The organism is Mycolicibacterium sichuanense (genome assembly GCF_033741125.1).
Taxonomy (GTDB): Bacteria; Actinomycetota; Actinomycetes; order Mycobacteriales; family Mycobacteriaceae; genus Mycobacterium.
In genome coordinates, this window is the sequence record NZ_JAWQPU010000004.1 from 425793 (window position 1) to 451349 (window position 25557).

The window sequence follows — 25557 nt, forward strand, 5'->3', positions numbered from 1 at the left end:
CCTCGCGCGGGTGCTCATGGCCGCCGCCATTCCCGGCCGGTGCGCTGCAGCATCTCGAAGGCCGAATCTGGCCCCCACCCGCCCGCTTCGTAGGGATCGGGCTTGCCGTGGGAGGCCCAGTACTCCAGCGCGGGATCCAGGATCTTCCAGGACAATTCGACCTCCTGGTTCACCGGGAACAGCGAGGGCTCACCGAGCAGGACGTCGAGGATCAGCCGCTCGTAGGCCTCGGGGGAGTCCTCGGCGAACGCCGATCCGTAGGAGAAGTCCATGTTGACGTCGCGGACCTCCATCGCGTGGCCCGGCACCTTGGAGCCGAATCGCAGCGTGATGCCCTCGTCGGGCTGCACCCGTATCACCAGGGCGTTCTTGCCCAGCTCGTCGGTCATCGTCGCGTCGAACGGCAGGTGCGGGGCCCGCTTGAAGACCAGGGCGATCTCGGTGACCCTGCGGCCCAAGCGCTTTCCGGTGCGCAGATAGAACGGCACGCCCGCCCAGCGCCGGGTGTCCACCTCCAGGGTGATCGCGGCGAAGGTCTCGGTGGTGGAGGTCTTGGAGAAGCCCTCCTCCTCGAGCAGGCCCACCACCTTCTCGCCGCCCTGCCACCCCGCGGTGTACTGGCCGCGAGAGGTGTTCTCGTCCAAGGGCTCGGCCAGCTGAGTGGCCGAGAGCACCTTGATCTTCTCGGACTGCAGCTCGGCGGGGCTGAAGCTGACGGGCTCCTCCATCGCGGTCAGGGCCAGCAGCTGCATCAGGTGGTTCTGGATGACGTCGCGCGCGGCTCCGACACCGTCGTAATAGCCGCCGCGCCCACCCAGCCCGATGTCCTCGGCCATGGTGATCTGCACGTGGTCGACGTAATGCGCGTTCCAGATCGGGTCGAACAGCTGGTTGGCGAAGCGCAGCGCCAGGATGTTCTGCACCGTCTCCTTGCCCAGGTAGTGGTCGATGCGGAACACCGACGACTCCGGGAAGACGCTGTTGACCACCTGGTTGAGGGACTTCGCACTGTCGAGGTCGTGACCGAACGGCTTCTCGATCACCACCCGGCTCCAGCGGTCCCCGTCGGGCCTGGCCAGCCCCGACTTGGACAGCTGCTCGCACACCGTGGGAAACGCCTTGGGCGGAATCGACAGGTAGAAGGCGTGATTGCCGCCCGTCCCGCGTTCGGCATCGAGCTTGGCCAGGGTGTCCGACAACCGGACGAAGGCGTCATCGTCGTCGAAGGTGCCCTGCACGAAGCGGATGCCCTCGTTGAGCCGGTCCCAGACCTCCTGGCGGAACGGCGTCCTGGCGTGCGCCTGAACGGCCTTCAGCACGATGTCGCCGAAGTCCTCGTCCTGCCAATCCCGGCGGGCGAACCCGATGAGCGAGAACGTCGGCGGCAGCAACCCGCGGTTGGCGAGGTCGTAGATCGCGGGCATCAGCTTCTTGGTGGCCAGGTCACCGGTCACGCCGAAGATGATGACCGCGCACGGCCCCGCGATGCGGGGCAGGCGCTTGTCGAGCTTGTCCCGCAACGGGTTCTGCCAGTCTGCGGCAGGCGCACTGCTCATCGCGAAGCAGCGTCCAACTGACCCTGGGTGGCCTCGAGCAATTCCGCCCACGACTTCTCGAACTTGTCGACGCCCTCGTTCTCGAGCACCAGGAACACGTCGGTCAGATCGATGCCGATCGCGGCGAGCCGGTCGAAGACCATCTGTGCGGCACCGGCGGTGCCGCTGATCGTGTCCCCGGTGACGACACCATGGTCGGCGACGGCCTCCAGCGTCTTCTCCGGCATCGTGTTCACCGTGTTCTTGGCGACCAGCTCGGTGACGTAGAGGGTGTCGGAGTAGTCCGGGTTCTTCACGCCGGTCGATGCCCACAGCGGACGCTGCGCGTGCGCCCCGTCGGCGAACAGGGCGGCGTAGCGCTCGCCACCGACGAACACCTGCTGGTAGGCGGCGTACGCCAGGCGGGCATTGGCGACGCCGGCTTGACCGCGCAACTCCAGCGCCTCCTCGGTGCCGATGTCCTCGAGTCGCTTGTCGATCTCGGTGTCGACGCGAGAGACGAAGAACGAGGCCACGGAGTGGATCTTCGACAGATCGTGGCCGGCCTCCTTGGCCTTCTCCAGACCGGCGAGGTAGGCGTCCATCACCTCGCGGTGCCGTTCGACGGAGAAGATCAGCGTCACGTTGACCGAGATGCCCTCGGCGATCACGGCCGTGATGGCAGGCAGGCCCGCCTGGGTGGCCGGGATCTTGATCAGCACGTTGGGCCGGTCGACGATCTTCCACAGCTCGATCGCCTGCAGGATCGTCTTGTCGGTGTCGTGGGCCAGCCGCGGGTCGACCTCGATGGACACCCGGCCGTCGGCCCCGCCGGAGGCCTCGTACACCTTGGCCAGCACGTCGCAGGCGTTGCGCACGTCGTCGGTGGTCACCGTGCGGATCGTGGCGTCGACGTCGGCGCCGCGTGCGGCCAGCTCCTTGACCTGCTCGTCGTAGGCGTTGCCCTTGGACAGGGCGGCCTGGAAGATCGACGGGTTGGTGGTGACGCCGACGACGCTGCGGGTGTCGATGAGGTTCTGCAGGTTGCCGGTCTGCAGCCGCTCACGGGACAGGTCGTCGAGCCATACGGATACGCCCTCGGCGCTCAGCGCCGCGAGATTCGGGTTCTGAGTCATGACTGCTCCTAGTTGATCTGGTTGATCGAGACGTGCGCCGCACTACGTCAGTTGTCGAGCGAGCGCTCCGCGGCGGCTGCCACGGCCTCCGGGGTGAAACCGAACTCGCGGAACAGCGTCTTGTCGTCCGCAGATTCGCCGTAGTGCTCGATGGACACGATCTCGCCGGTGTCTCCGACGAGCTTGTGCCAGCTCTGCGCGACGGCCGCCTCGACCGCGACGCGGGCCGACACCTCCGGGGGAAGCACGCTGTCGCGGTACTCCTTCGGCTGCGATTCGAACCACTCCACACACGGCATCGAGACGACGTAGGCGTTGATGTCCTTCTCCGCCAACAACTTCTTCGCCTCCACGGCCAGCTGGAGTTCGGAGCCCGTGCCAATGATGATCACGTCGGCGTCGTCGGCGGGGTTGCCCCCACCAAGCACGTAGCCACCCTTGGCGACACCGTCGAAACTGGTGCCCTCCAGTACGGGGATGCCCTGCCGGGTCAGGATGAAACCGACGGGGCCGCTGCCGTTGCCGCGCGCGACGATGCTGCGCCAGGCGTAGGCGGTCTCGTTCGGGTCGCCGGGCCGCACCACCGAAAGGTTCGGGATCGCGCGCAGGGCGGCCAGGTGCTCGATCGGCTGATGGGTCGGGCCGTCCTCGCCGAGGCCGATCGAGTCGTGCGTCCAGATGTAGATGGTGTCGATGTCCATCAGCGACGCCAACCGCACCGCGGGCCGCATGTAGTCGGAGAACTGCAGGAACGTGCCGCCGAAGGCGCGGGTCGGGCCGTGCAGCACGATGCCGGACAGGATCGAACCCATCGCGTGCTCGCGGATGCCGAAGTGCAGCACGCGGCCGTACCAGTCGGCCGTGAAGTCCTCGGTCGAAATGGACGGTGGGCCAAAGGACTTCACGCCCTTGATCGTGGTGTTGTTGCTGCCCGCGAGGTCGGCCGAGCCGCCCCACAGCTCGGGCAGCTTCGGTGCCACGTCGTTGAGCACCTGGCCGAACGCGGCGCGGGTGGCCAGCGGCTTGGAGCCGGGCTCCCAGTACGTCACGTCGGCGTCCCAGCCCTCGGGCAGCTTCTGCGCCAGCAGGCGGTCCAGCAGCTTCTTGCGCTCGGGCTCGCGCTCGGCCCAGGCGTCGAATTCCGGCTGCCACTTCTCGTGGGCCTCGCGACCGCGGTCGACCAGCTTGCGGGTGTGCTCGATGACCTCGGGGCGCACCTCGAACGTCTTCTCGGGGTCGAAGCCAAGGATCTTCTTGGTGGCGGCCACCTCGTCGTCGCCGAGCGCCGAACCGTGCACGCCGCCGGTGTTCATCTTCGTCGGTGCCGGATAGCCGATGATCGTCCGCACGGAGATGAACGACGGCTTGTCCGTGACGGCCTTGGCGGCCTGGATGGCCTCCTCGATGCCGGTGACGTTCTCGCCGCCCTCGACCTCCTGCACGTGCCAGCCATAGGCCCGGTAACGGGCCGGAACGTCCTCGGACAGCGCGATGTTGGTGTCGTGCTCGATCGAGATCTGGTTGTGGTCGTAGAAGACGATCAGGTTGCCGAGCTGCTGGGTGCCGGCGAGCGAGCTGGCCTCGCTGGTCACGCCCTCCTCGATGTCACCGTCGGAGGCGATGACGTAGATGAAGTGGTCGAAGGGACTGGTGCCCGGTGCGGCGTCCGGGTCGAAGAGGCCACGCTCGTAGCGCGACGCCATCGCCATGCCGACCGCCGAGGCGAGGCCCTGGCCCAGCGGGCCGGTGGTGATCTCGACGCCCTTGGTGTGGCGGAACTCGGGGTGACCGGGCGTCTTGGATTTGTAGGTGCGCAGCGACTCGATGTCCTCGAGCTCCAGGCCGAAGCCACCGAGGTACAGCTGGATGTACAGCGTCAGGCTGCTGTGGCCGCAGGACAGCACGAAGCGGTCACGCCCCAGCCAGTGCACGTCGCTGGGGTCGTGGCGCATCTGGCGCTGGAACAGCGTGTAGGCCAGGGGGGCCAGGCTCATCGCGGTGCCCGGATGGCCGTTGCCGACCTTCTGCACGGCGTCCGCGGCCAGCACCCGCACGGTGTCGACGGCGACGCTGTCGACGTCGGCCCAGTCTTCGGGGTGGTGGGGGCGGGTGAGTTCGGAAATCTCTTCAACGGTGGTCACGCACGAGCTCCTCGGGTCGGCAAGCCGGTCACCAATACCCTAGTGCGGACCGCTCCATCACCGCAGGCCGCGTCGTTCAAGTTGGTCCTGCGTTCACGTCCGGCGACCCTGCGTTGGGGGACGCACGGATCCACGGTCTACCATCCTCTGTAGTAGAAGCCGCGTGCTGCCGCGAATTACGAGGAGATCAACTGCGTGAGCATTCGCGAGCGCCGTAGTTCGAGCAAGGCGCCGGGACGTGTCCGTGTGACACTGCTGGCCTATTTGGCTCTGACCAAGCCACGCGTGATCGAACTCCTTCTCGTCACCACGATCCCCGCGATGCTGCTGGCCCACCGAGGCACGGTCGACCCGCTCCTGATCGTCAACACCCTCTTCGGCGGCATGCTGGCCGCGGCCGGTGCCAACACGCTGAACTGCGTTGCCGATGCCGACATCGACAAGGTGATGAAGCGGACCGCCCGTCGGCCGCTGGCAAGGGCCACGGTGCCCACCCGGCATGCGCTGGTGTTCGGGCTGGTGCTGACCGTCGGGTCGTTCGCCTGGCTGTGGTGGACCACGAACCTGCTCTCGGGTGTGCTGGCCGTGGCCACGATCGCCTTCTACGTCTTCGTCTACACGCTGCTGCTCAAGCGCCGCACGTCGCAGAACGTGGTGTGGGGCGGTGCGGCGGGCTGCATGCCCGTGATGATCGGCTGGTCGGCGGTCACGGGCACGATCTCCTGGCCCGCGCTGGTGATGTTCTCGATCATCTTCTTCTGGACGCCGCCGCACACCTGGGCCTTGGCGATGCGCTACAAGGAGGACTACGAGGCCGCCGGTGTCCCGATGCTGCCCGTGGTGGCCACCGAGCGGCAGGTCACCAAGCAGATCCTGATCTACACCTGGCTGACCGTGCTGACGACGCTGGCGCTGGCGCTGGCGACGGGCTGGCTCTACGCCGCGGTGGCACTGCTGGCGGGCGCCTGGTTCCTGACCATGGCCCACCAGCTCTACTCCGGGGTCAAGCGCGGCGAGCCGGTGAAGCCGCTGCGGCTGTTCCTGCAGTCCAACAACTATCTGGCGGTGGTGTTCTGCGCGCTGGCCGTCGACTCGGCGCTCGCGCTGCCAACCGTGTTCGGTCGTTAGTCACCGTCCCACCCGGCTGCTCGGCCCCGCTTGGTCTGACCCCGCCGCTTCTTCTCCGCGATGCGCCGCTCCTTGGCGCCCCGGGACGGCTTGGTCGGCCTGCGGGCCGGCGGCGGGGCCGCCGCGGCGGCGCGCAGCAGCTCGGCCATCCGGTCGCGGGCAGCCGCCCGATTCCGTAGCTGGGCGCGGCGTTCGCTGGCCGTGACGGTGAGCACGCCGTCGGTCAAGCGGTTGCGTAGCCGGCCGAGCATCCGTTGGCGCAACCCCTCGGGCACCGAGCCGGCGCGGGCCACGTCGAAGGACAGCGCGACCCGGCTGTCGGTGGTGTTGACGCCCTGCCCGCCGGGGCCCGAGGAGCGGGAGAAGCGCTCCGTCAGATCGGATCCCGATATGACGAATTCCGGCGTCACCACCAGGTCCTCGGCCATCGACGGGGACTAGGGGACCAGCACGACCGAGCCGACGGTCTTGCGGCCCTGCAGGTCGGTGTGCGCGCGGGCGGCGTCGGAAAGGGCGTAGCGCTCACTGACGGTGACCGAGATCGTGTCCGTGGCGATCGCGTCGAGCAGTTCGCCGGCCCGCCAGGAGAACTCGTCGGGAGTCCGGGTGTAGTGCGCGAGCGTGGGCCTGGTCAGGAACAGCGAACCCGCGCTGTTGAGCCGCTGCGGATCGAACGGCGGCACCGGGCCGCTCGAGGCGCCGAACAGGGCGAGCGTGCCGCGGATGGCCAGGCTGGCGAGGCTGGCCTCGAATGTCGACTTGCCAACGCCGTCGTACACCGCGGCCACCCCGCGGCCACCCGTGAGCTCGCGGATCTTGGCGCCGAACTCGGCCGGGTCGTCCGGGTAGTCGAGCACCTCGACCGCGCCCGCCTGGCGTGAGAGCTCCGCCTTGGCGGTGGTGGAGACCGTGGTGATGACCTTGACCGCCAGGCTGGTCGCCCACTGGGTGAGGATCAGCCCGACGCCGCCCGCGCCGGCGTGGACGAGCACCGTGTCACCCTGCTGAGCCGGGTACGTCGACTTCAGCAGGTAATGCGCCGTCATGCCCTTGAGCAGCGCCGATGCGGCGACGTCGGCCGGTACCGCGTCGGGGACGTAGGCCACGAAGTCGGCCGGCGCGACGCAGTATTCGGCGTAGGCCCCGTCGCCCTGGGCGGTGACCACCCGGTCGCCGACGTTGAGCGCGGCGACGTCGTCACCGACGGCGGCGACTGTCCCGCACACCTCGGTGCCGACGACGAACGGCAGGTCTCGCGGATACAGACCCGAGCGGAAGTACGTGTCGATGAAGTTGACGCCGATCGCGTCGGCCTTGATGAGTACCTGGCCGGGACCCGGCGTGGGCTCGGGCCTCTCGACGTAGGTCAGGACGTCCGGACCTCCGGTTTCGGTCACCTCGATCGCATGCATGCCTTCAGCATTCCACTTCACGGGTGAGGCCATCGGAACCGACCGGCGGGCCGCCTAGGATTTCCCCGTGAAACTCGCCCGGCCCGACATCCGCCATCCCCGCATCGTCCTGGCGGGCTGTCGAGCGCTGGTGGAGGGGGACGGCGACGACGCCGGGTTGGTGCCCGCGCTGCGGGCCAGGGGGCTGCACGCCCACTGGCTGGCGTGGGACGACCCGGCGGCCCTGGACGCCGATCTGGTCATCCTGCGGGCGACCTGGGACTACACCGAGCGCCTCGACGAGTTCCTCGCCTGGACCCACCGCGTCCGCAACCTGGTCAATGCGCCCGCGGTGGTGGCGTGGAACACCGACAAGCGATACCTGGCCGATCTGGCCGCCGCCGGGGTGCCGACCGTGCCGAGCACGTTCTACGCTCCCGGGCAGGAGGTGACCATCCCGCCGGGCGAGCTGGTGGTCAAACCTGCGATCGGCGCGGGGTCGGTGGGTGCGCAGCGGTTCACCGACGCCGCCCTGGCGCATGATCACGCCCTCGCGCTGCACGCGGCCGGCCATACCGCGCTGGTGCAGCCCTACGATCCGCGGATAGCGCAGGGCGAGACCGCGCTGGTGTTCCTCGGGGGCCGGCAGTCCCACGCCTTCACCAAGGGACCGCTGCTGCCGGCGCCGGGGGAGCGCCTCGTGCTCGATGAGTCCGGTACCTATGCCGAGGAGACGCTGCAGCCCGCCGATCCCGACTTCGAACTGTGGGACGTCGGCTACGCCGCGCTGCGGGCGGCGGCGCAGACCCTGGGGATGCACACCGATGAGCTCCTGTACGCGAGGGTGGACGTCATCGGCGGCACCGACGACCCGCGTCTGCTCGAACTGGAGCTCGTCGAACCGTCCTTGGGCTGGCGGCAGCTCGACGAGGACACCAGGAGCCTGCGACAGCGTGACTTCGCCATCGGCGTGGAGTCAGCCCTGCAGCGGTTGGGGCTGGGCCCCCTCGGGGATCGACCTCTGCCGCATCGACGCCCATAGTGCAGACGTCGCCGCCGTGCAGATGGCGGCCCCTGCGACGTGCACGGCGACCAACGCCGCTGGCACGCCGGTGAAGAACTGCACCGTCCCGACCACGCCCTGCAGCGCCACCAGCACGAGCAGGACGACCACGCGCATCGTGACCGGCCGCGGTGCCCGGACCGCCAGCAGGGCGAAGGCCAGGCCGATCAGCAGCGACACGTACGCCGTCACGAGCGCCGAGTGCCGATAGACGAGCGTGACGATGTCCAGTCCCAGCCTCGGCACGGGTGACTCGACGCTCTTGTCGCCGGCGTGCGGGCCCGCGCCGGTGACCATCGTGCCGGTGACCAGCACCACCGACAGCGCAGCCGCGCTGAGGACGGTCAACTGGCGCAGCGGCCCGGGCACCAGGAGTTCGGGAACGCCGTCGTCCGGCTCACCGATCTTGACGAACAGCTGGACCGCGAGCCACACCATCAGCATGGACACCAGCAGGTGGATCGCCACGGACCACCACAGCAGGCCGGTCAGCACCGTGATGCCGCCAAGCACGGCCTGAAGCACCGTCGACGCCGGCATCAGCCAGGCGTACACCAGCACCTCCCTGCGCCGTCGCGCGCGAAGCACGGCAAGGACGGCCAGGGCAGCGGTGATGACGACGAGGAACGTGATCATTCGATTGCCGAACTCGACGGCCTGGTGAATGATCGGCACCTCCGCCACGGGGACGGGCACGAAGCTGCCGGGGAAGCATTGCGGCCAGGTCGGGCAGCCGAGTCCGGACGCGGTCACCCGCACGATCGCGCCGGTGACGGCGATGCCGCCCTGGGTGAGGACGACCGCTGCGGCGATGATCCGCTGCGTGCGCAGGCTCGGCAGCGGCAATGGGTCGACCACCCGCATCAGGGAGCGTCCGACGGCCATCGCCCGATCGTAGATCAGGAGTAACTACGTCTTGTAGTAGGGGCCGGTCAGGTGAAGCGGAACCACCGCAACGCGCACCCGGCCGCGACGGCGCCCCACGCGGCCAGCACCGCGATGCCGAACCAGTCGACGGACGTCGCCATGGCCTGGGTGAGGGCCTCCGTCATCGCTCCGGACGGGGTGAGCCTGGCGACGAACCGCACGGTGTGCGAGACCATGCCGCCGGCGACGTCCCCCTCGACGGTGAGCGCGCCGAGCCCGGCGAAGACGAACCACAGCAGGTTGGCCACCGCCAGGACGATCTCGGCACGCAGCGTGCCGCCAAGCAACAGACCCAGCGCGGTGAAGCCCGCCGTGCCGAGGGCGATGATGACCGCGCCGAGCGCGAGTGCGGCGATGGCGGGACGCCACCCGAGGGCGACGCCGATCGCGCCCAACAGGATCGACTGCAGGAACACCACGGTGACGACGGCCAGCGCCTTGCCCGCGATGATGCCCCACACCGGTAGCGCGGTCGCCCCGAGCCGCTTGAGTGCGCCGTAGCGCCGGTCGAACGCCACCGCGATGGCTTGGCCGGTGAACGCCGTCGAGATGACCGCGAGCGCCATGATCGGCGGCACGAACGTCGCCGCCCGGTTGGGCCCGAACGCGCCCAGCGGCATCAGGGTCAGGCCGACGAGCAAGGTGATCGGGATGAACATCGTCAGGAGCAGCTGCTCACCGTTGCGCAGCAGCAGCTTGAGCTCCAGGCGGAACTGCGCGGCGAGCATGCTGGGCACGGTCGCGGGGCGCGGGTCGGGGGCGAAGGTGCCCGGAGCGAAGCGGTTCGTCACGAGCGGAGCTCCCTGCCGGTGATGTCGAGGAAGACGTCCTCGAGGCTGCGTTGCTCGACGCGCATGTCGGTGGCGAGCACGTCCAACCGTGCACACCAGGCGGTCACGGTGGCCAGCACCTGCGGGTCGATGCGGCCTTCGACGAGGTATTCGCCCGGCGCGACCTCGCTGGCCTGGTAGGTCTCCGGCAGCGCCGAGATCAGCAGCGCGAGGTCGAGTTTCGGCGGGGCGGAGAAGCGCAGCTGATTCTCCGCGCCGCGCCCCATGAGCTCGGCCGGAGTGCCCTTGGCGACCGCGACGCCGTGGTCGATGATCACCAGGCGATCGGCGAGTTGCTCGGCCTCGGTGAGCTGGTGCGTCGTCAGGACCACGGTCACGCCGTCGCGGCGCAGGCCGTCGATCAGGTCCCACACCACGATCCGCGCGTGCGCGTCCATGCCCGCGGTCGGCTCGTCGAGGAACACCAGTTCCGGCCTGCCGACGACCGCGCAGGCCAGGGCGAGGCGCTGCTGCTGGCCGCCCGAGAGCCGGCGGTAGGTGGTCTTGGCCGCATCGGTGAGGCCGAGCGTCGACAGCAGCCACTTGGGGTCCAGTGGGTTGGCCGAGTACGCGGCGACCAGGTCGAGCATCTCGCCGGCCCGCGCTGCGGGGTAGCCACCGCCGCCTTGCAGCATCACGCCGATGCGTTCACGCAGCCGGGCGTTGTCCGCGACGGGATCGAGGCCGAGGATCTCGACGGTGCCCGCGTCGGGCTTGAGGAAGCCCTCGCACATCTCGACGGTGGTGGTCTTGCCGGCTCCGTTGGGGCCGAGTAGGGCCAGCACCTCGGCGCGGTGCACCTCGAGGTCGAGTCCGTCGACGGCCGTCGTCGACCCGTAGCGCTTGCTGACCCCGCGCAGCCGCACGGGCACCTCCGACGAGCGCTCGCGGGAGGAGTCAGTTGTGGTGGAACCGGAGGTCACGGTGTCTCAGCGTAGGCGTCAGACCTGGAGACCGGTGGTGCCGGTGGGGTGGATGGCGCCCGCTCGGGACCCTCCGCTTCGGGCAGGGGTCGCCACGGCAGCCGGCGGTAGGTGATCGCGACGAGGACGAGCACGATGAGCGTGCTGGCGATCGTCGCGTCCAGGATCTGGAACAGCGCGAACCGGTCACCGTTCGCCGTCGGCCCGAAGATGCCCACGATCAGCGTCATCGCGATCGTCGTGCCGCGGAACCCGGGCCTGGTCGCCCACGTGGCCAGCGGGATGATCGCCCACAGCAGGTACCACGGCTGCACGACCGGAAACAGCAGCACGGTGGCACCCAGGGCCACGCCGAGACCGCCGACGGGGTGCAGTCGGCCGCGCAACACGGCGAGCAGCAGGTAGGAGACCAGTACCGCGATGATGAACACACCGATCGCGCGGGTGAGTCCGAGCACCGCCGTCGTGTGATCGCCGAGGCCGAGCAGGTTGCCCACCTGACCGGTGCCAAGCGCGATGAGGGTGGGCGGCGACATCCAGGACCGGACGACGTTCGCAGTGCCGAGGGTGAACAGCCAGCCGAAGCCGAGCCCGCTGGCCCAGCCGATCAGCACGGTGACCACGCCGGCGATGGCGGTGATCAGGCCGCCGGCCTGCACGAAGGCGCGAAACGTACCGCCCCACTTGCACGCCAGCGCCATCGCCACGAACCCGATGGCCAGCAGGGACGGCAGCTTGACCTGGGAGGACAGCGTGATCAGCACGGTACCGGCGAGCAGCATGGCCAGCGGCATCCAGCGCGCCCACTCGTCGTGGCCGCGCGGCCAGTGCAACGGCCGCGGCAGCAGGGGGCCCGCCGGATGGTCGTCACGGGTGCGGCTTACGGCGCGCAGCGCGAACTCGGTGCCGGTCAACATGAGCCCGAGCATCAGGGCCTCGTTGTGGATGCCCGCCACCAGGTGCATGAACAGCAGCGGGTTGCACGGACCCAACCACAGCGCGCTGACCTCGGCGACACCGCAGCGGCGGGCCAGCCGCGGGGTGGCCCACACGATCAGGCCGACGCCGAACAACACGACGAGCCGGTGGAACAGGACGGCGGCGACGATGTCGTCGCCGGTGAGTTCGGAGATGCCGCGGCCGATCCACAAGAACAGCGGGCCGTAGGGGGCGGGGGTCTCGCGCCACAGGCTGGGCACCGACAGCGTGAAGACGTGGTCGAGGCCGAGACCGGGCGCGGGCCCGACGCGGTACGGGTCCAGACCGAGCCGGGCGATCTGGCTCTGCGCCAGGTAGGAGTAGACGTCCTTGCTGTACATGGGCGGCGCGACGAGCAGTGGGATCGCCCACAGCACCAGGGTGCGGTCCAGCTGGCTGCGCGACATGCGGCGGCTGCCGATGGCGAAGCGCCCGAGCATCAGCCACGCGAGCGCCATCATCACCGCACCGGTGGTCGTCATGGTCAGCGACACGGTCTGGATGCGCGACGGCAGGTTGAGCAGCCGCACGCCGAAGGTCGGATCCTGCACGACGGGCCTGGCCCCGGCTCCGAGGGCGCCGATCGCCATCAGCACCGTGCCGGTGGCGCCGAAGACCCGGGTGCGACGCAGCAGCGCCACCTCGGAGGCGATCAGTGGCGAGCCAACCGTGGTCTCGTCGGCATGCCACCGCGCGACGGCAGTGCTCAGCGAAGGTCGGCGGGCGGCCATTCCAGCAGCGTAGTGAGTGGGCCTGCTGAGGGTTACCTTGCTAGACCCGTTTCCCGAATTCCGTCACAATGGTGTTGTGAAAATCCCGGTGGACTCCACGAGTACCGGCGGCGTGCCCGCCGGCGCTGCGTCGAGTTCCGAGGGACACACCCGGCGCGCGATCGTCCAGCTCCTACTAGAGGGTCCCACCACCGCAGGTGAGATCGGCGATCGCCTCGGCATCTCCGCGGCCGGCGTGCGCCGTCACCTCGACGCCCTCATCGACGCCGGCGACGCCGAGGCGAAGACCGCGGCGACCTGGCAGCACAACGGGCGAGGACGCCCGGCGAAGCGCTACCGGCTCACCGCCGCGGGGCGCGCCAAGCTCGACCACGCCTACGACGACCTGGCCGTGGCCGCCATGCGCCAGCTGCGCGAGGTCGGCGGCGACGACGCCATCCGCACCTTCGCCCGCCGGCGCATCGACACCATCCTGGCCGGCGTCGAGAACGGCTCCGACGTCGCGGCGTCGGCCGACCGGGTGGCCTCCGCGCTCACCGACGCCGGGTACGCCACCACGACCACTCGGGTGACCGGCCCGATCGACGGCGTCCAGATCTGCCAGCATCACTGTCCGGTGTCGCACGTTGCCGAGGAGTTCCCGGAGCTGTGCGAGGCCGAGCAGGAAGCCTTCGCCGAGATCCTGGGTACTCACGTGCAGAGGCTGGCGACCATAGTCAACGGCGACTTCGCGTGCACCACGCACGTACCGCTCTTCCCCGAGCCCGCTCGGCGCACGGCCCGCGCCGAATCCCACCGAACAGCCAACGAGAACCAAGGAGCGTCGACATGACGACCACACCGGAAGCTCTGACCCAAGAGGAAACCATTGCCTCGCTGGGCAATTACGGCTATGGCTGGGCGGACTCCGACGTCGCGGGCGCCAGCGCGCAGCGCGGACTGTCCGAGGCCGTCGTGCGCGACATCTCGGCGAAGAAGAGCGAGCCCGAATGGATGCTCGAGATGCGCCTGAAGGCGTTGCGCACCTTCGACAAGAAGCCGATGCCGAACTGGGGCTCCGACCTCGAGGGCATCTACTTCGACAACATCAAGTACTTCGTTCGCTCCAGCGAGAAGCAGGCCGCCACCTGGGATGACCTGCCCGCCGACATCAAGAACACCTACGACCGGCTCGGCATCCCCGAGGCCGAGAAGCAGCGGCTGGTCTCCGGTGTCGCGGCGCAGTACGAGTCCGAGGTCGTCTACCACTCGATCCGTGAGGACCTCGAGGCCCTCGGCGTCATCTTCCTCGACACCGACACGGCGCTCAAGGAGCATCCCGAGCTGTTCCGGGAGTACTTCGGCACCGTGATCCCGGCCGGGGACAACAAGTTCTCCGCGCTCAACACCGCGGTGTGGTCGGGCGGCTCGTTCATCTACGTGCCGAAGGGCGTGCACGTCGACATCCCGCTGCAGGCCTACTTCCGGATCAACACCGAGAACATGGGCCAGTTCGAGCGGACGCTGATCATCGTCGACGAGGACGCCTACGTGCACTACGTCGAAGGCTGCACCGCGCCGATCTACAAGAGCGACTCGCTGCACTCGGCCGTCGTCGAGATCATCGTCAAGCCCGGTGGCCGGTGCCGCTACACGACCATTCAGAACTGGTCGAACAACGTCTACAACCTGGTCACCAAGCGCGCTCGCGCGGAGGCCGGCGCCACCATGGAGTGGGTCGACGGCAACATCGGCTCCAAGGTCACCATGAAGTATCCGGCGGTCTGGATGACCGGTGAGCACGCCAAGGGCGAGGTGCTCTCGGTGGCGTTCGCCGGCGAGGGCCAGCACCAGGACACCGGCGCCAAGATGCTGCACCTGGCGCCCAACACCTCGAGCAACATCGTCTCCAAGTCGGTCGCCCGCGGCGGCGGTCGAGCGTCCTACCGCGGCCTGGTTCAGGTCAACAAGGGCGCCCACGGGTCCAAGTCCAGCGTGAAGTGCGATGCGCTGCTGGTGGATTCGATCAGCCGCAGCGACACCTACCCCTACGTCGACATCCGTGAGGACGACGTGACGATGGGGCACGAGGCCACGGTCTCCAAGGTCAGCGCCGATCAGCTCTTCTACCTGATGAGCCGCGGCATGACCGAGGACGAGGCCATGGCCATGGTGGTGCGCGGCTTCGTCGAGCCGATCGCCAAGGAGCTGCCGATGGAGTACGCGCTCGAGCTCAACCGGCTGATCGAGCTGCAAATGGAAGGCGCCGTCGGATGAGGACGAGCGAGACGACGGGGAAGATGGCATGACCCAGAACCTGACGAAGGCCGTCGAGGGCATCATCACCAACAAGGGCGAGCAGTTCTCGTCCTTCGACGTCGATGCCTTCGAGGTGCCCGGTGGCCGCGACGAACTGTGGCGGTTCACTCCGCTCAAGCGCCTACGCGGGTTGCACGCCGGCTCGGCCCCCGCGACGGGCTCGGCGCTCATCGAGGTCACCGAACGTCCCGGTGTGACGGTCGAGACCGTCCGCCGCGGTGACGAACGCCTCGGCAAGGGCGGGGTACCCGCCGATCGCGTTGCCGCCCAGGCGTATTCGTCGTTCAACCAGGCAACGGTCGTCACCGTGGCGCGCGACACCGAGGTCGCCGAGCCCATCGAGATCACGATCGACGGGCCAGGTGCCGGTGCTACCGCCTACGGCCACCTGCAGATCCGGGTGGAAGAGCTCTCCAAGGCCACCGTCGTGGTCGACCTGCGTGGTAGCGGAACCTACGCCGACAACGTCGAGTTCATCGTCGGCGACGCGGCGACTCTCGGCGTGATCTGGATCGCCGACTGGGCCGACGACATGGTTCACGTCAGCGCGCACCACGCGCGCCTTGGCAAGGATTCGACGCTCTCGCACGTCGCGGTCACCCTCGGTGGCGACGTGGTGCGTACCTCGGCGACGGTGCGGTTCGCCGGTCCGGGTGGCGACGCCCAGTTGTTCGGCACCTACTTCGCCGATGACGGCCAGCACTTCGAGTCGCGTCTTCTGGTCGATCACGCGCAGCCCAACTGCAAGTCCGACGTGCTGTACAAGGGTGCGCTGCAAGGTGATCCGGATTCCGCCAAGCCCGATGCGCACACCGTGTGGATCGGCGACGTGCTGATCCGGGCCGCGGCGACCGGGACCGACACCTACGAGGCGAACCGCAACCTGGTGCTCACCGACGGCGCGCGAGCCGACTCGGTCCCCAACCTGGAGATCGAGACCGGTGAGATCGTCGGCGCCGGGCACGCCAGTGCCACGGGACGTTTCGACGACGAGCAACTGTTCTACCTACGGGCGCGGGGCATCCCCGAGGCCCAAGCCCGCCGCCTGGTGGTGCGCGGCTTCTTCGGCGAGATCATCGCCAAGATCGCCGTCCCAACGGTGCGCGAGCGCCTCACCGAAGCCATTGAACGAGAACTAGCGATCACCGAATCGAAAGACAGCTGACATGACCACGCTTGAAGTCAAGGACCTGCACGTCACGGTCGCCAACCCCGACGGTGGCCCGGACGCACCCGCCATCGAGATCCTCAAGGGCGTGAACCTGACGGTGAACTCGGGGGAGACCCACGCCGTGATGGGCCCCAACGGATCCGGCAAGTCGACGCTGTCCTACGCGATCGCCGGGCACCCCAAGTACACCGTCACCTCGGGTTCGATCACGCTCGACGGCCAAGACGTGCTGGCGATGAGCGTCGACGAGCGCGCCCGCGCCGGACTGTTCCTGGCGATGCAGTACCCCATCGAGGTGCCTGGCGTGTCGATGTCGAACTTCTTGCGCACGGCCGCGACCGCGGTCCGCGGCGAGGCGCCCAAGCTGCGGCACTGGGTCAAGGAGGTCAAGGGCGCGATGGGCGATCTCGACATCGACCCCGCCTTCAGCGAGCGCAGCGTCAACGAGGGATTCTCCGGCGGCGAGAAGAAGCGCCACGAGATCCTGCAGCTCGGTCTGCTCAAGCCCAAGATCGCAATCCTCGACGAGACCGACTCCGGGCTGGACGTGGACGCGCTGCGCGTGGTCAGCGAGGGGGTGAACCGCTACAAGGAAGCCGAGAACGGCGGCATCCTGCTGATCACCCACTACACCCGCATCCTGCGCTACATCAAGCCGCAGTTCGTGCACGTGTTCTTCGGTGGTCGCATCATCCAGTCGGGCGGCCCCGAGCTCGCCGACGAGCTGGAGGAGAACGGCTACGAGCGCTTCACCCAGGCGGTCGAGGCCTGACATGCTGCGGACGCGAGGAGCACTCCGGTGACCGCGGCGTCCAAGACGCTGGATTCGGTTGCGATCCGGGCCGACTTCCCGATCCTGGGCCGGCGCATGCGTGGCGGAAATCAGTTGGCGTACCTGGATTCCGGCGCCACCTCCCAGAAGCCGCTGCAGGTGCTCGACGCGGAGCGGGCGTTTCTGACCACGTCCAACGGCGCGGTGCACCGCGGGGCGCACCAGCTGATGGAGGAGTCGACCGACGCCTACGAGGACGGCCGGGCCAGCGTCGCGGCCTTCGTCGGTGCCGATGCCGACGAGCTGGTCTTCACCAAGAACGCCACCGAGTCGATCAACCTGGTGTCCTACGTCCTTGGCGACGACCGGTTCACCCGGGCGGTCGGGCCTGGTGACGTCATCGTCACCACCGAGTTGGAACACCACGCCAACCTCATCCCGTGGCAGGAGCTGGCCCGTCGCACCGGGGCGACGCTGCGCTGGTACGGGGTCACCGATGACGGTCGCATCGACCTCGACTCGCTGAAACTCGACGAACGTGTGAAGGTGGTCGCCTTCAGCCACCACTCGAACGTGACGGGCGCGATCGCCCCGGTCACCGAACTGGTGGCACGCGCGAAGGCGGTGGGCGCGCTGACGGTCCTCGACGCGTGCCAGTCCGTGCCGCATCAGCCCGTCGACTTCCACGCACTCGACGTCGACTATGCGGCGTTCTCGGGCCACAAGATGCTGGGCCCCACCGGAATCGGCGTGCTCTACGGCCGCCGGGAGCTGCTCGAGGCCATGCCGCCGTTCCTCACCGGTGGGTCGATGATCGAGACGGTGACGATGGAGGCGACGACGTACGCGCCCGCACCGCAGCGGTTCGAAGCAGGCACGCCGATGACGTCGCAGGTCGTCGGGCTGGGTGCTGCCTCGCGGTACTTGACCGACATCGGGATGGCCGCGGTGCAGTCGCACGAAGGTCAACTCGTGGCGGCCGCGCTGTCGGGTCTCTCGGGCATCGAAGGGGTGCGCATCATCGGCCCCAGCTCCACCGAACTGCGGGGCTCACCAGTCAGCTTCGTGGTCGACGGCGTGCATGCACACGACGTCGGGCAGGTGCTCGACGACGAGGGCGTCGCGGTCCGCGTCGGCCACCACTGCGCGTGGCCGCTGCACCGGCGGTTCGGCATCGCCGCCACCGCACGGGCGTCGTTCGCCGTCTACAACACCCTCGACGAGGTGGACCGGCTGGTGGCGGGCGTGCAACGGGCCATCGAGTTCTTCGGTTCGGCGGGCAGGAGCGCAGCGACTGGGGAATTAGGGCGGGAGTGACATCCGTGCGAATGGAACAGATGTACCAGGAAGTGATCCTCGATCACTACAAGCACCCGCACCACCGCGGACTTCGCGAGCCCTTCGATGCGCAGGTGCACCACGTCAACCCCACGTGCGGTGACGAGGTGACGCTGCGCGTGTCGTTGGCGCCCGACGGCGAGACGGTCGCCGACGTGTCCTACGACGGGCAGGGCTGTTCGATCAGCCAGGCCGCGACCTCGGTGCTGACCGATCAGGTGATCGGGCAGAGTGTCGGCGCGGCGCTCAAGACCGTCGCGGCGTTCAGCGAGATGATCTCCTCCCGCGGGAACGTCGAGGGCGACGAGGACGTGATCGGCGACGGCGTCGCCTTCGCGGGTGTGGCGAGGTACCCGGCGCGGGTGAAGTGCGCGCTGCTGGGAAGGATGGCCTTCAAGGCCGCGTTGGCGGAGGCCAGGCCGATGGACCAAGAGCTGGCCGAGGCCGGCGACGATGTGGAGGAGCGACGATGAGCGACACCGTGAGTGACGAAGTGCTAGCCGACCTCGAGGAGGCGATGCGCGACGTGGTCGACCCGGAGTTGGGCATCAACGTCGTCGACCTCGGCCTGGTGTACGGGTTGAACGTCGAGGAGGGTGACGCCGGGGCGAAGGTTGCGCTGATCGACATGACCCTGACCTCGGCCGCGTGTCCGCTGACCGACGTCATCGAGGATCAGTCCCGTACCGCCCTGGTGGGCGCCGGTCTGGTCAACGACATCAAGATCAACTGGGTGTGGAACCCGCCCTGGGGACCGGACAAGATCACCGAGGACGGCCGCGAACAGCTCAGGGCGCTGGGCTTCACCGTCTAGTTGCCCTGCCGCTTCGGGCCGCATGGTCCGCTGGCGGCGGGCCGGACGTTGATCGAGGTCGCCTGGATGCTGCTCCCGTCGGGGGACTTGCTGCCCTGCGCCAAGAGGCACTGACCGGCGGCGATCACGGATGAGTCGGCGGTGCTGCGCTCGGCGTAGCGGGTGGCGGGGGTGACCGTCACCGTGCTCTGCGTGCCGTCCCCTGTGGTGACGGTGATCGAGTTCGAGTTCACCGACGCGACCGTTCCGATCACCCCGTGGCCCTGCTGTTTGCCCGGTGCGGCGCACTGCCCGTTCTCCGCGGAGCCGAACAGCACCGCCGCGGCGGTGACCGTGGGTGAGCCTGCGGTGTCCTTGGTGGGACGGACCACCAGGCACTGCCCGGCTGCCACGTTGCTCAGGGTGGCGGCGGTGAGCTGCCTGACCTTGGTCGACGGCGAGACGTCGACGGTGGCAGGCCCGTTGGCGCCGGTCAGCGTGATGGTCGTGCCGGTCACCGATCCGACGATTCCGGAGGTGCGCTCCCGGCCGTCCGCGGCCGGCGCTGCCGCCGAGGGGGTCGTGGTCTTCGACGACGTGCTCGAGGCCGTCGACGACGTCCCCGACGAGCCGCAGGCCGCCAGCGAGAAGGCGGCCAGGCCGGCGAAGATGGCTGTGCCACAACGGGACACCGCGTCTGATGAGATCATGGGCCCACCGTCCCTGCGCTGACTGGCGATGCGCTTCGGTGGCGTTGTGAGGTCCCTAGCAACGAACGTGTCCTAGGCTGGGTTCAATGGACAGCGAGGCCACTGAGGTATACGTCAGGACGCGTCGCCAGCTCCGCGGTGTCGCGGAGAGTTTCATCGCGGGCCCGCAATACCGCTCGGCCGGAACGATTCGCCTCGCGGTGCGGCCGGACGGCTTCACCGGCGTTTCGATCCCCGTGGCGGTGCACGGTACGGAGCTGGTGTGGGGAGGCGACGGCGCACCCCTGAGCGGTCCCGTCGACGCGCTGGCGGCGGCGAGCGGTTTGGACGTGGGACCACCTGACGGGGTGTACGAGATCGTCGATCCCCTGACGTCCGACACCGTGCTAGACCTCGATCCCCGCGCCGCCGAACTCGTCCACCGCTGCCTCTACGCCGGGGGCTTCGCGTGCAAGAGCGCGTTGCCCGAGCAGCATCCGGTGCTGTGGCCGGAGCACTTCGACGTCGGCGCCACCGAGGACGAGGTCAACTACGGCGTCTCGCCGGGTGATGGCTTCCATCCGCTGCCGTATGCGTACGTGGGGCCGTGGGCTTCGCGCATCGGTGCGTTCTGGAATGCGCCGTTCGGCGCCTTCCTGGCGCTGGACACCGGCCAGGATCTGGATCAGCTGGCCGCCGAGGTCACCGAATTCTTCGAGCGCGGGCGGGCCGAACTGTGATCCTCGCGCGTGACCGCGGCGTCGCGGAATCGCTGCAGCCCCGAGCGTGTTGAACGCGACCATGACCCATGAAGGCGTGACGCCGCTCTTCGCACCGTTGACCGTACGTTCGATGACGATTCCCAACCGGTTCGCCATGGCGCCCATGACGCGGCAGGCGTCACCGGGCGGCGTGCCAGGGCCCGACGTGGCCGAGTACTACGGCAGGCGCGCGGCGGGCGGCGTGGGCCTCATCATTACCGAGGGCGTCCGGCTCGGAGATCCGGCCGCGGGATTTCCCGAGGCGATACCGACATTGGTCGGCGCCGATGCGTTGGCGGGTTGGCGCCTGGTCACCGAGAAGGTGCACGCCGGCGGCGCCGTGATCGCCGCTCAGCTGTGGCACCAGGGTGCCGAGCGCAGTGCCGAGGACGGCGTGGCGCCGGTGAGCCCGTCCGGTGTCGACGGGCGGGGCCGCGCCAAGGGGCGCGCGCTGGAAGCCGACGAACTCGCCGACGTGGCCGAGCTGTTCGCGGTCGCCGCTCGCAATGCGCGCGACGCGGGTTTCGACGCCGTCGAGGTGCACGGCGCCCACGGGTATCTTCTCGACGAATTCTTCTGGGAGAAGACCAATTCGAGGACTGATGTCCATGGCGGCTCGCTGGCGAACCGCACCCGGTTCCCCGCCGAGGTGGTGACCGCCATCAGAGCCGCCGTCGGCGGGGACTTCCCGATCATCTTCCGGTTCTCGCAGTGGAAGGGCAGCGACTACGACGCGACGATCGCGGCCGACCCCAACGAACTGCAGGAGTTGCTGGCACCGCTGGTGGATGCCGGCGTCGACGTGTTCCACCCCTCCACGCGACGGCACTACGCCGCGGCGTTCCCCGACGTGGATCCGGTCCTCAGTCTGGCGGGCTGGACCAAGAAGGTCACCGGCACGCCCGTCATCGCCGTCGGTTCGGTGGGGTTGGACACCGCCTTCCGTGACGAGGGACCGCGGACCTCGATCGCCCCGGCCGATGCCGACCGGGTCGTCGCTCAGTTCGAGGCGGGGGAGTTCGACGTCGTCGCCATCGGGCGCGCCCTGCTGGCAGACCCCGCGTGGGTGAACCGATTGCGCGACGATGCTCTGGACGGGTTCACCGGATACGAACCCGCGGTCGCGCTCGCCACGCTGCACTGACCCTTTTGAGCCGACCACATAGTGGGAACAAGCAGCTAGATCCCGACGTTAGGAGAGACGTGAGCACGCAGGACATCACCACTGAACAATTCAACGACACGATCACCGACAACGAGATCGTGCTGGTCGACTTCTGGGCGGAGTGGTGCGGACCCTGTCGTGCGTTCGCGCCGACGTACGCCGCGTCCTCGGACAAGCATCCCGACGTCGTGCACGCCAAGGTCGACACCGAGGCCGAGCAGGGCCTCGCGGCTGCCGCCGAGATCCAGGCAATTCCGACCCTGATGGCGTTCAAGAAGGGCCACATGGTCTTTCGGCACTCCGGCATGCTGCCCGCCAAGGACCTCGAGGACGTCATCGGGCAGATCAAGGAGCTCGACATCGACGCCGCGATTGCCGCGCAGGCCAAGACCGAAGAGGCCTAGCGACTGCACGCGATAGCGTGCAGTCCGTGAGCGACCAATCACCGCAGACCCTGGTGCTCGTCGACCGTCCGCGGCCGCACGTGGCGCTGGTGACCCTGAACCGGCCCGAGCGGATGAACTCGATGGCCTTCGACGTCATGGTGCCGCTGAAGGCCGCTCTCGAGGAGCTGACTCACGACAATGACATCCGTGTCGTGGTGCTGACCGGTGCCGGCCGGGGTTTCTCCTCGGGCGCCGATCACAAGTCGGCCGGCTCGGTGCCGCACGTCGCAGGCTTGACGCGGCCGACGTATGCGCTGCGGTCGATGGAGCTGCTCGACGACGTGATTCTCGCCATACGCAAGCTGCATCAGCCGGTGATCGCGGCGGTCAACGGGGCCGCGATCGGCGGTGGGTTGTGCCTGGCGCTGGCGTGTGACGTCAGGGTCGCGGCCACCGGTGCCTACTTCAGGGCCGCCGGCATCAACAACGGCCTCACGGCCAGTGAGCTCGGCCTTTCCTACCTGCTGCCCAAGGCAATTGGCACCTCCCGCGCCTTCGAGATCATGCTCACCGGGCGCGACGTCGACGCAGTCGAGGCCGAGCGCATCGGCTTGGTGTCGCGGACAGTGCCCGACGACGGGCTGCTGAACGCGTGCTACGAGATGGCGGAACGGATGGCGTCGTTCTCGCGGCCGGGTATCGAGTTGACCAAGCGCACGCTCTGGAGTGGACTGGAAGCCGGTAGCCTGGAGGGTCACATGCAGGCTGAAGGTCTGGGCCAACTGTACGTGCGCCTGCTCACCGCCAACTTCGAGGAAGCGGTCGCTGCGCGCGCAGGTAAACGGTCCCCGGTCTTCACCGACGAGCGCTTGCGCGCGGAGTCGACTGCGGGTGAAGACGAGTAATCGACGAGAAGGTGGGAGTGCCGCGTGATCACCGCAACGGACCTGGAGGTCCGCGCTGGCGCGCGCACGCTGCTGGCCATCGAAGGCGCTGCCCTGCGCATCCAGCCCGGCGACCGCATCGGCCTGGTCGGCCGCAACGGGGCCGGCAAGACCACCACCATGCGCATCCTCGCCGGTGAGGGTGAACCGTACGCAGGCAAGGTCGAGCGCACCGGCGAGATCGGTTATCTGCCACAGGATCCCAGGGAGGGAGACCTGGACATGCTGGCCCGCGACCGGGTGCTCTCGGCACGTGGTCTGGACACCCTGCTCTCGGATCTGGAGAAGCAGCAGACCATCATGGCCGAGGTCGCCGACGACGCCGCGCGCGACAGGGCGGTCAAGCGCTACGGCCAGCTCGAGGAGCGCTTCGCCGCGCTGGGCGGTTACGCCGCCGAGAGCGAGGCGGGCCGCATCTGCGCCAGCCTCGGCCTGCCCGACCGCATCCTGACCCAGGCGCTGCGCACGCTCTCCGGTGGTCAGCGCCGCCGCGTCGAGCTGGCCCGCATCCTGTTCGCTGCCTCGGATACCGGATCGGGCTCGGACACGACGCTGCTACTCGACGAGCCCACCAACCACCTCGACGCCGATTCCATCGGATGGCTGCGCACGTTCCTGCAGGGCCACACCGGTGGCCTGGTGGTCATCAGCCACGACGTCGAGCTGCTCGCCGACGTGGTCAATCGGGTTTGGTTCCTCGACGCAGTGCGCGGTGAGGCCGACGTCTACAACATGGGATGGCAGAAGTACCTCGACGCCCGCGCCACCGACGAACAGCGCCGGCGCCGGGAACGTGCCAATGCCGAGAAGAAGGCCTCCGCGCTGCGTACCCAGGCCGCCAAGATGGGCGCCAAGGCCACCAAAGCCGTTGCTGCGCAGAACATGCTGCGTCGTGCCGAGCGCATGATCGCCGAGCTCGACGAGGAACGCGTAGCCGACAAGGTCGCCAAGATCCGCTTCCCGACGCCCGCCGTGTGCGGACGCACGCCCCTGGTGGGCAAGGGCCTCACCAAGACCTACGGCTCGCTGGAGATCTTCACCGGGGTGGACCTGGCCATCGACAAGGGTTCCCGCGTGGTGATCCTCGGACTGAACGGCGCGGGTAAGACCACGCTGCTGCGAATCCTGGCCGGTGTGGAGAAGGCCGATGCCGGGGCCATCGAGCCGGGCCATGGTCTCAAGCTCGGGTACTTCGCGCAGGAGCACGACACCATCGACGGCTTGACCTCGGTATGGGAGAACATCCGCCACGCCGCGCCGGACACCGGCGACCAGGAGCTGCGGAGCCTGTTGGGTGCCTTCATGTTCACCGGACCCCAACTCGACCAGCCTGCGGGCACCCTGTCCGGTGGCGAGAAGACCCGGCTGGCGCTGGCGGGTCTGGTGGCCTCGACCGCAAACGTGCTGTTGCTCGACGAGCCGACCAACAACCTCGACCCTGCCTCCCGCGAGCAGGTGCTCGACGCGCTGCGCAGCTACCAGGGCGCCGTCGTCCTGGTCACCCACGATCCGGGCGCCGCCGAGGCGCTCGATCCGCAGCGGGTGGTACTGCTGCCCGATGGCACCGAGGACTACTGGTCCGACGAGTACCGGGAGCTCATCGAACTGGCCTGACAGTGAACCCCCGGGATTGAAGCAATGTGTTGCCGGGTAACCCGATCTGCATCCAGGAAATGGGGAGACGCAGATGAAGGAACTGGACAAGTCCAGGGACGAGTTGCTCGAAGAGCTTCGCAGCGCCTACGAGAAAGGCGCGAGCATAAGGTCTCTAGTCGCCACGACCGGTAAGTCCTACGGCTCGGTGCACAGCATGCTGCGCGAATCGGGTACCACGATGCGCAGCCGCGGCGGGCCCAATCATCGCCGCAAGCATTAGCCGCAGTCGCACGGCGCTACTGCTGGCGAACCGAATCCTCGACCAGGTCGAGGACGGCACTCAACCTCACAGGGTCGTCGCCGGACGCGAGTCTGGCGACGAGCCCGTCGAGGACCAGATCCAGATAGGTCTGCAGGACGTCGCTGGGCACGTCCTCGCGCAGTCGCCCGGCCTTCTTCTGCTTGCGTAGCCGCTCGGTGGTTGCCTCGGACAACTCCGCCGACCGCTCCGCCCATCCCCGGTGGAACGCCGGGTCGTTGCGCAGCTTTCTGGCGATCTCCAGACGCGTGGCGAGCCAGTCGAACTGCTCCGGTGCGGCGAGCAGGTCGCGCATCACCTGAATCAAGCCCTCGCGCGACGCGACTTCCGCCATGCGCTCGGCATCCTCGCGTGCCAGCTCGAAGAACAACGTGTCCTTGTCGCGGAAGTGGTGGAAGATGGCGCCGCGCGACAGCCCGATGGTCTGTTCGAGCCGCCGCACGGTCGCACTCTCGTATCCGTACTGCGCAAAGCACCGGCGGGCGCCGTCGAGGATCTGACGACGGCGCGCCGCCAGATGATCGTCGGTCACCCGTGGCAAC

Annotated in this window: 27 protein-coding genes; 16 read left to right on the forward strand and 11 right to left on the reverse strand. The window is 68.6% G+C overall.

Features of this window, described 5'->3' with window-relative positions; genetic code table 11:
• Positions 1-14: 14 nt before the first annotated feature.
• From zwf to tkt, 3 genes are read right to left on the reverse strand one after another with little or no spacing between them, the layout of a single operon-like run.
• Positions 15-1556 carry a glucose-6-phosphate dehydrogenase gene (gene zwf / locus SBI80_RS15390; RefSeq protein WP_318975640.1) on the reverse strand — a complete coding sequence of 514 codons (1542 nt, stop codon included), beginning with the start codon at positions 1554-1556 and terminating at the stop codon, positions 15-17.
• Positions 1553-2671 carry a transaldolase gene (gene tal / locus SBI80_RS15395; RefSeq protein ID WP_318975641.1) on the reverse strand — a complete coding sequence of 373 codons (1119 nt, stop codon included), beginning with the start codon at positions 2669-2671 and terminating at the stop codon, positions 1553-1555. Before tal ends, zwf begins: the two co-directional genes overlap by 4 nt.
• A 47-nt stretch (positions 2672-2718) precedes the next feature.
• Positions 2719-4812 carry a transketolase gene (tkt, locus tag SBI80_RS15400; protein WP_318975642.1) on the reverse strand — a complete coding sequence of 698 codons (2094 nt, stop codon included), beginning with the start codon at positions 4810-4812 and terminating at the stop codon, positions 2719-2721.
• Positions 4813-5007: 195 nt separating this feature from the next.
• On the opposite strand from tkt, the gene SBI80_RS15405 reads away from it, so the two are divergent.
• Entirely contained in the window at positions 5008-5940 is a 933-nt protein-coding gene (locus SBI80_RS15405; RefSeq protein WP_318975643.1) for a heme o synthase, read from the forward strand.
• Here SBI80_RS15405 and arfB read toward each other — a convergent pair.
• The gene (gene arfB / locus SBI80_RS15410; RefSeq protein WP_318975644.1) at positions 5937-6368 is read right to left on the reverse strand and encodes an alternative ribosome rescue aminoacyl-tRNA hydrolase ArfB; all 432 of its coding nucleotides are present in this window, start codon (positions 6366-6368) and stop codon (positions 5937-5939) included. The two genes, SBI80_RS15405 and arfB, sit on opposite strands and share 4 nt — an antisense overlap.
• Before the next feature lie 9 nt (positions 6369-6377).
• On the reverse strand, positions 6378-7352 hold the full coding sequence (locus tag SBI80_RS15415; protein ID WP_318975645.1) for a quinone oxidoreductase family protein: 975 nt from the start codon (positions 7350-7352) through the stop codon (positions 6378-6380).
• 67 nt (positions 7353-7419) lie between these two features.
• Between SBI80_RS15415 and SBI80_RS15420 the strand changes: the two genes are divergently transcribed.
• Complete coding sequence (locus SBI80_RS15420) at positions 7420-8373, forward strand: ATP-grasp domain-containing protein (RefSeq protein ID WP_318975646.1); 954 nt, start codon at positions 7420-7422, stop codon at positions 8371-8373.
• Here the strand turns inward: SBI80_RS15420 and SBI80_RS15425 are convergent.
• The 4 genes from SBI80_RS15425 to mptB are packed head-to-tail and all read right to left on the reverse strand — an operon-like array spanning position 8308 to position 12783.
• The gene (locus SBI80_RS15425; protein ID WP_318975647.1) at positions 8308-9279 is read right to left on the reverse strand and encodes a COX15/CtaA family protein; all 972 of its coding nucleotides are present in this window, start codon (positions 9277-9279) and stop codon (positions 8308-8310) included. The genes SBI80_RS15420 and SBI80_RS15425 overlap by 66 nt on opposite strands.
• Positions 9280-9326: 47 nt before the next feature.
• On the reverse strand, positions 9327-10112 hold the full coding sequence (locus SBI80_RS15430; protein ID WP_318975648.1) for an ABC transporter permease: 786 nt from the start codon (positions 10110-10112) through the stop codon (positions 9327-9329).
• Positions 10109-11074 (reverse strand): ABC transporter ATP-binding protein, encoded by a 966-nt coding sequence (locus SBI80_RS15435; RefSeq protein ID WP_318975649.1) that lies wholly within the window; start codon positions 11072-11074, stop codon positions 10109-10111. The genes SBI80_RS15430 and SBI80_RS15435 overlap by 4 nt, the downstream gene beginning before the upstream one ends.
• A complete protein-coding gene (gene mptB, locus SBI80_RS15440) occupies positions 11071-12783 on the reverse strand; it encodes a polyprenol phosphomannose-dependent alpha 1,6 mannosyltransferase MptB (protein WP_318975650.1) in 1713 nt (570 codons plus the stop codon). The genes SBI80_RS15435 and mptB overlap by 4 nt, the downstream gene beginning before the upstream one ends.
• A gap of 16 nt (positions 12784-12799) precedes the next feature.
• Between mptB and SBI80_RS15445 the strand changes: the two genes are divergently transcribed.
• Genes SBI80_RS15445 through SBI80_RS15475 form a run of 7 tightly spaced genes read left to right on the forward strand, consistent with a single transcriptional unit; the run spans position 12800 to position 19176 of the window.
• Positions 12800-13615 (forward strand): helix-turn-helix transcriptional regulator, encoded by an 816-nt coding sequence (locus SBI80_RS15445; protein WP_318975651.1) that lies wholly within the window; start codon positions 12800-12802, stop codon positions 13613-13615.
• Positions 13612-15039: a Fe-S cluster assembly protein SufB gene (gene sufB / locus SBI80_RS15450; protein ID WP_318975652.1), complete on the forward strand. Its 1428-nt coding sequence runs from the start codon at positions 13612-13614 to the stop codon at positions 15037-15039. The genes SBI80_RS15445 and sufB overlap by 4 nt, the downstream gene beginning before the upstream one ends.
• A 28-nt stretch (positions 15040-15067) precedes the next feature.
• A complete protein-coding gene (sufD, locus tag SBI80_RS15455; protein WP_318975653.1) occupies positions 15068-16246 on the forward strand; it encodes a Fe-S cluster assembly protein SufD in 1179 nt (392 codons plus the stop codon).
• Position 16247: 1 nt separating this feature from the next.
• The gene (sufC, locus tag SBI80_RS15460) at positions 16248-17024 is read left to right on the forward strand and encodes a Fe-S cluster assembly ATPase SufC (RefSeq protein WP_318975654.1); all 777 of its coding nucleotides are present in this window, start codon (positions 16248-16250) and stop codon (positions 17022-17024) included.
• Positions 17025-17051: 27 nt separating this feature from the next.
• Positions 17052-18341: a cysteine desulfurase gene (locus tag SBI80_RS15465; RefSeq protein WP_318975655.1), complete on the forward strand. Its 1290-nt coding sequence runs from the start codon at positions 17052-17054 to the stop codon at positions 18339-18341.
• A 5-nt stretch (positions 18342-18346) separates the two neighbouring features.
• Positions 18347-18835 (forward strand): Fe-S cluster assembly sulfur transfer protein SufU, encoded by a 489-nt coding sequence (sufU, locus tag SBI80_RS15470; RefSeq protein WP_318975656.1) that lies wholly within the window; start codon positions 18347-18349, stop codon positions 18833-18835.
• Complete coding sequence (locus SBI80_RS15475; protein ID WP_318975657.1) at positions 18832-19176, forward strand: metal-sulfur cluster assembly factor; 345 nt, start codon at positions 18832-18834, stop codon at positions 19174-19176. The genes sufU and SBI80_RS15475 overlap by 4 nt, the downstream gene beginning before the upstream one ends.
• Here SBI80_RS15475 and SBI80_RS15480 read toward each other — a convergent pair.
• On the reverse strand, positions 19173-19673 hold the full coding sequence (locus SBI80_RS15480) for a DUF5666 domain-containing protein (protein ID WP_318975658.1): 501 nt from the start codon (positions 19671-19673) through the stop codon (positions 19173-19175). The genes SBI80_RS15475 and SBI80_RS15480 overlap by 4 nt on opposite strands.
• Here SBI80_RS15480 and SBI80_RS15485 point away from each other — a divergent pair.
• From SBI80_RS15485 to SBI80_RS15515, 7 genes are all read left to right on the forward strand, one after another.
• On the forward strand, positions 19663-19887 hold the full coding sequence (locus SBI80_RS15485) for a hypothetical protein (protein ID WP_318975659.1): 225 nt from the start codon (positions 19663-19665) through the stop codon (positions 19885-19887). The two genes, SBI80_RS15480 and SBI80_RS15485, sit on opposite strands and share 11 nt — an antisense overlap.
• A gap of 64 nt (positions 19888-19951) precedes the next feature.
• Positions 19952-20584 carry a hypothetical protein gene (locus SBI80_RS15490; RefSeq protein ID WP_318975660.1) on the forward strand — a complete coding sequence of 211 codons (633 nt, stop codon included), beginning with the start codon at positions 19952-19954 and terminating at the stop codon, positions 20582-20584.
• A 61-nt stretch (positions 20585-20645) separates the two neighbouring features.
• On the forward strand, positions 20646-21749 hold the full coding sequence (locus SBI80_RS15495) for an NADH:flavin oxidoreductase (protein ID WP_318975661.1): 1104 nt from the start codon (positions 20646-20648) through the stop codon (positions 21747-21749).
• Between the two features lie 59 nt (positions 21750-21808).
• Positions 21809-22174 carry a thioredoxin gene (trxA, locus tag SBI80_RS15500; RefSeq protein WP_318975662.1) on the forward strand — a complete coding sequence of 122 codons (366 nt, stop codon included), beginning with the start codon at positions 21809-21811 and terminating at the stop codon, positions 22172-22174.
• Positions 22175-22191: 17 nt separating this feature from the next.
• Positions 22192-23061, forward strand: a complete 870-nt coding sequence (locus SBI80_RS15505; protein ID WP_318975663.1) for an enoyl-CoA hydratase — start codon at positions 22192-22194, stop codon at positions 23059-23061.
• A 24-nt stretch (positions 23062-23085) separates the two neighbouring features.
• Positions 23086-24714 (forward strand): ABC-F family ATP-binding cassette domain-containing protein, encoded by a 1629-nt coding sequence (locus tag SBI80_RS15510; protein ID WP_318975664.1) that lies wholly within the window; start codon positions 23086-23088, stop codon positions 24712-24714.
• Between the two features lie 73 nt (positions 24715-24787).
• Positions 24788-24976, forward strand: a complete 189-nt coding sequence (locus SBI80_RS15515) for a helix-turn-helix domain-containing protein (RefSeq protein WP_318975665.1) — start codon at positions 24788-24790, stop codon at positions 24974-24976.
• A gap of 16 nt (positions 24977-24992) precedes the next feature.
• Here the strand turns inward: SBI80_RS15515 and SBI80_RS15520 are convergent, their stop codons facing one another.
• Complete coding sequence (locus SBI80_RS15520; protein ID WP_318975666.1) at positions 24993-25556, reverse strand: TetR/AcrR family transcriptional regulator; 564 nt, start codon at positions 25554-25556, stop codon at positions 24993-24995.
• Position 25557: the final 1 nt, after the last annotated feature.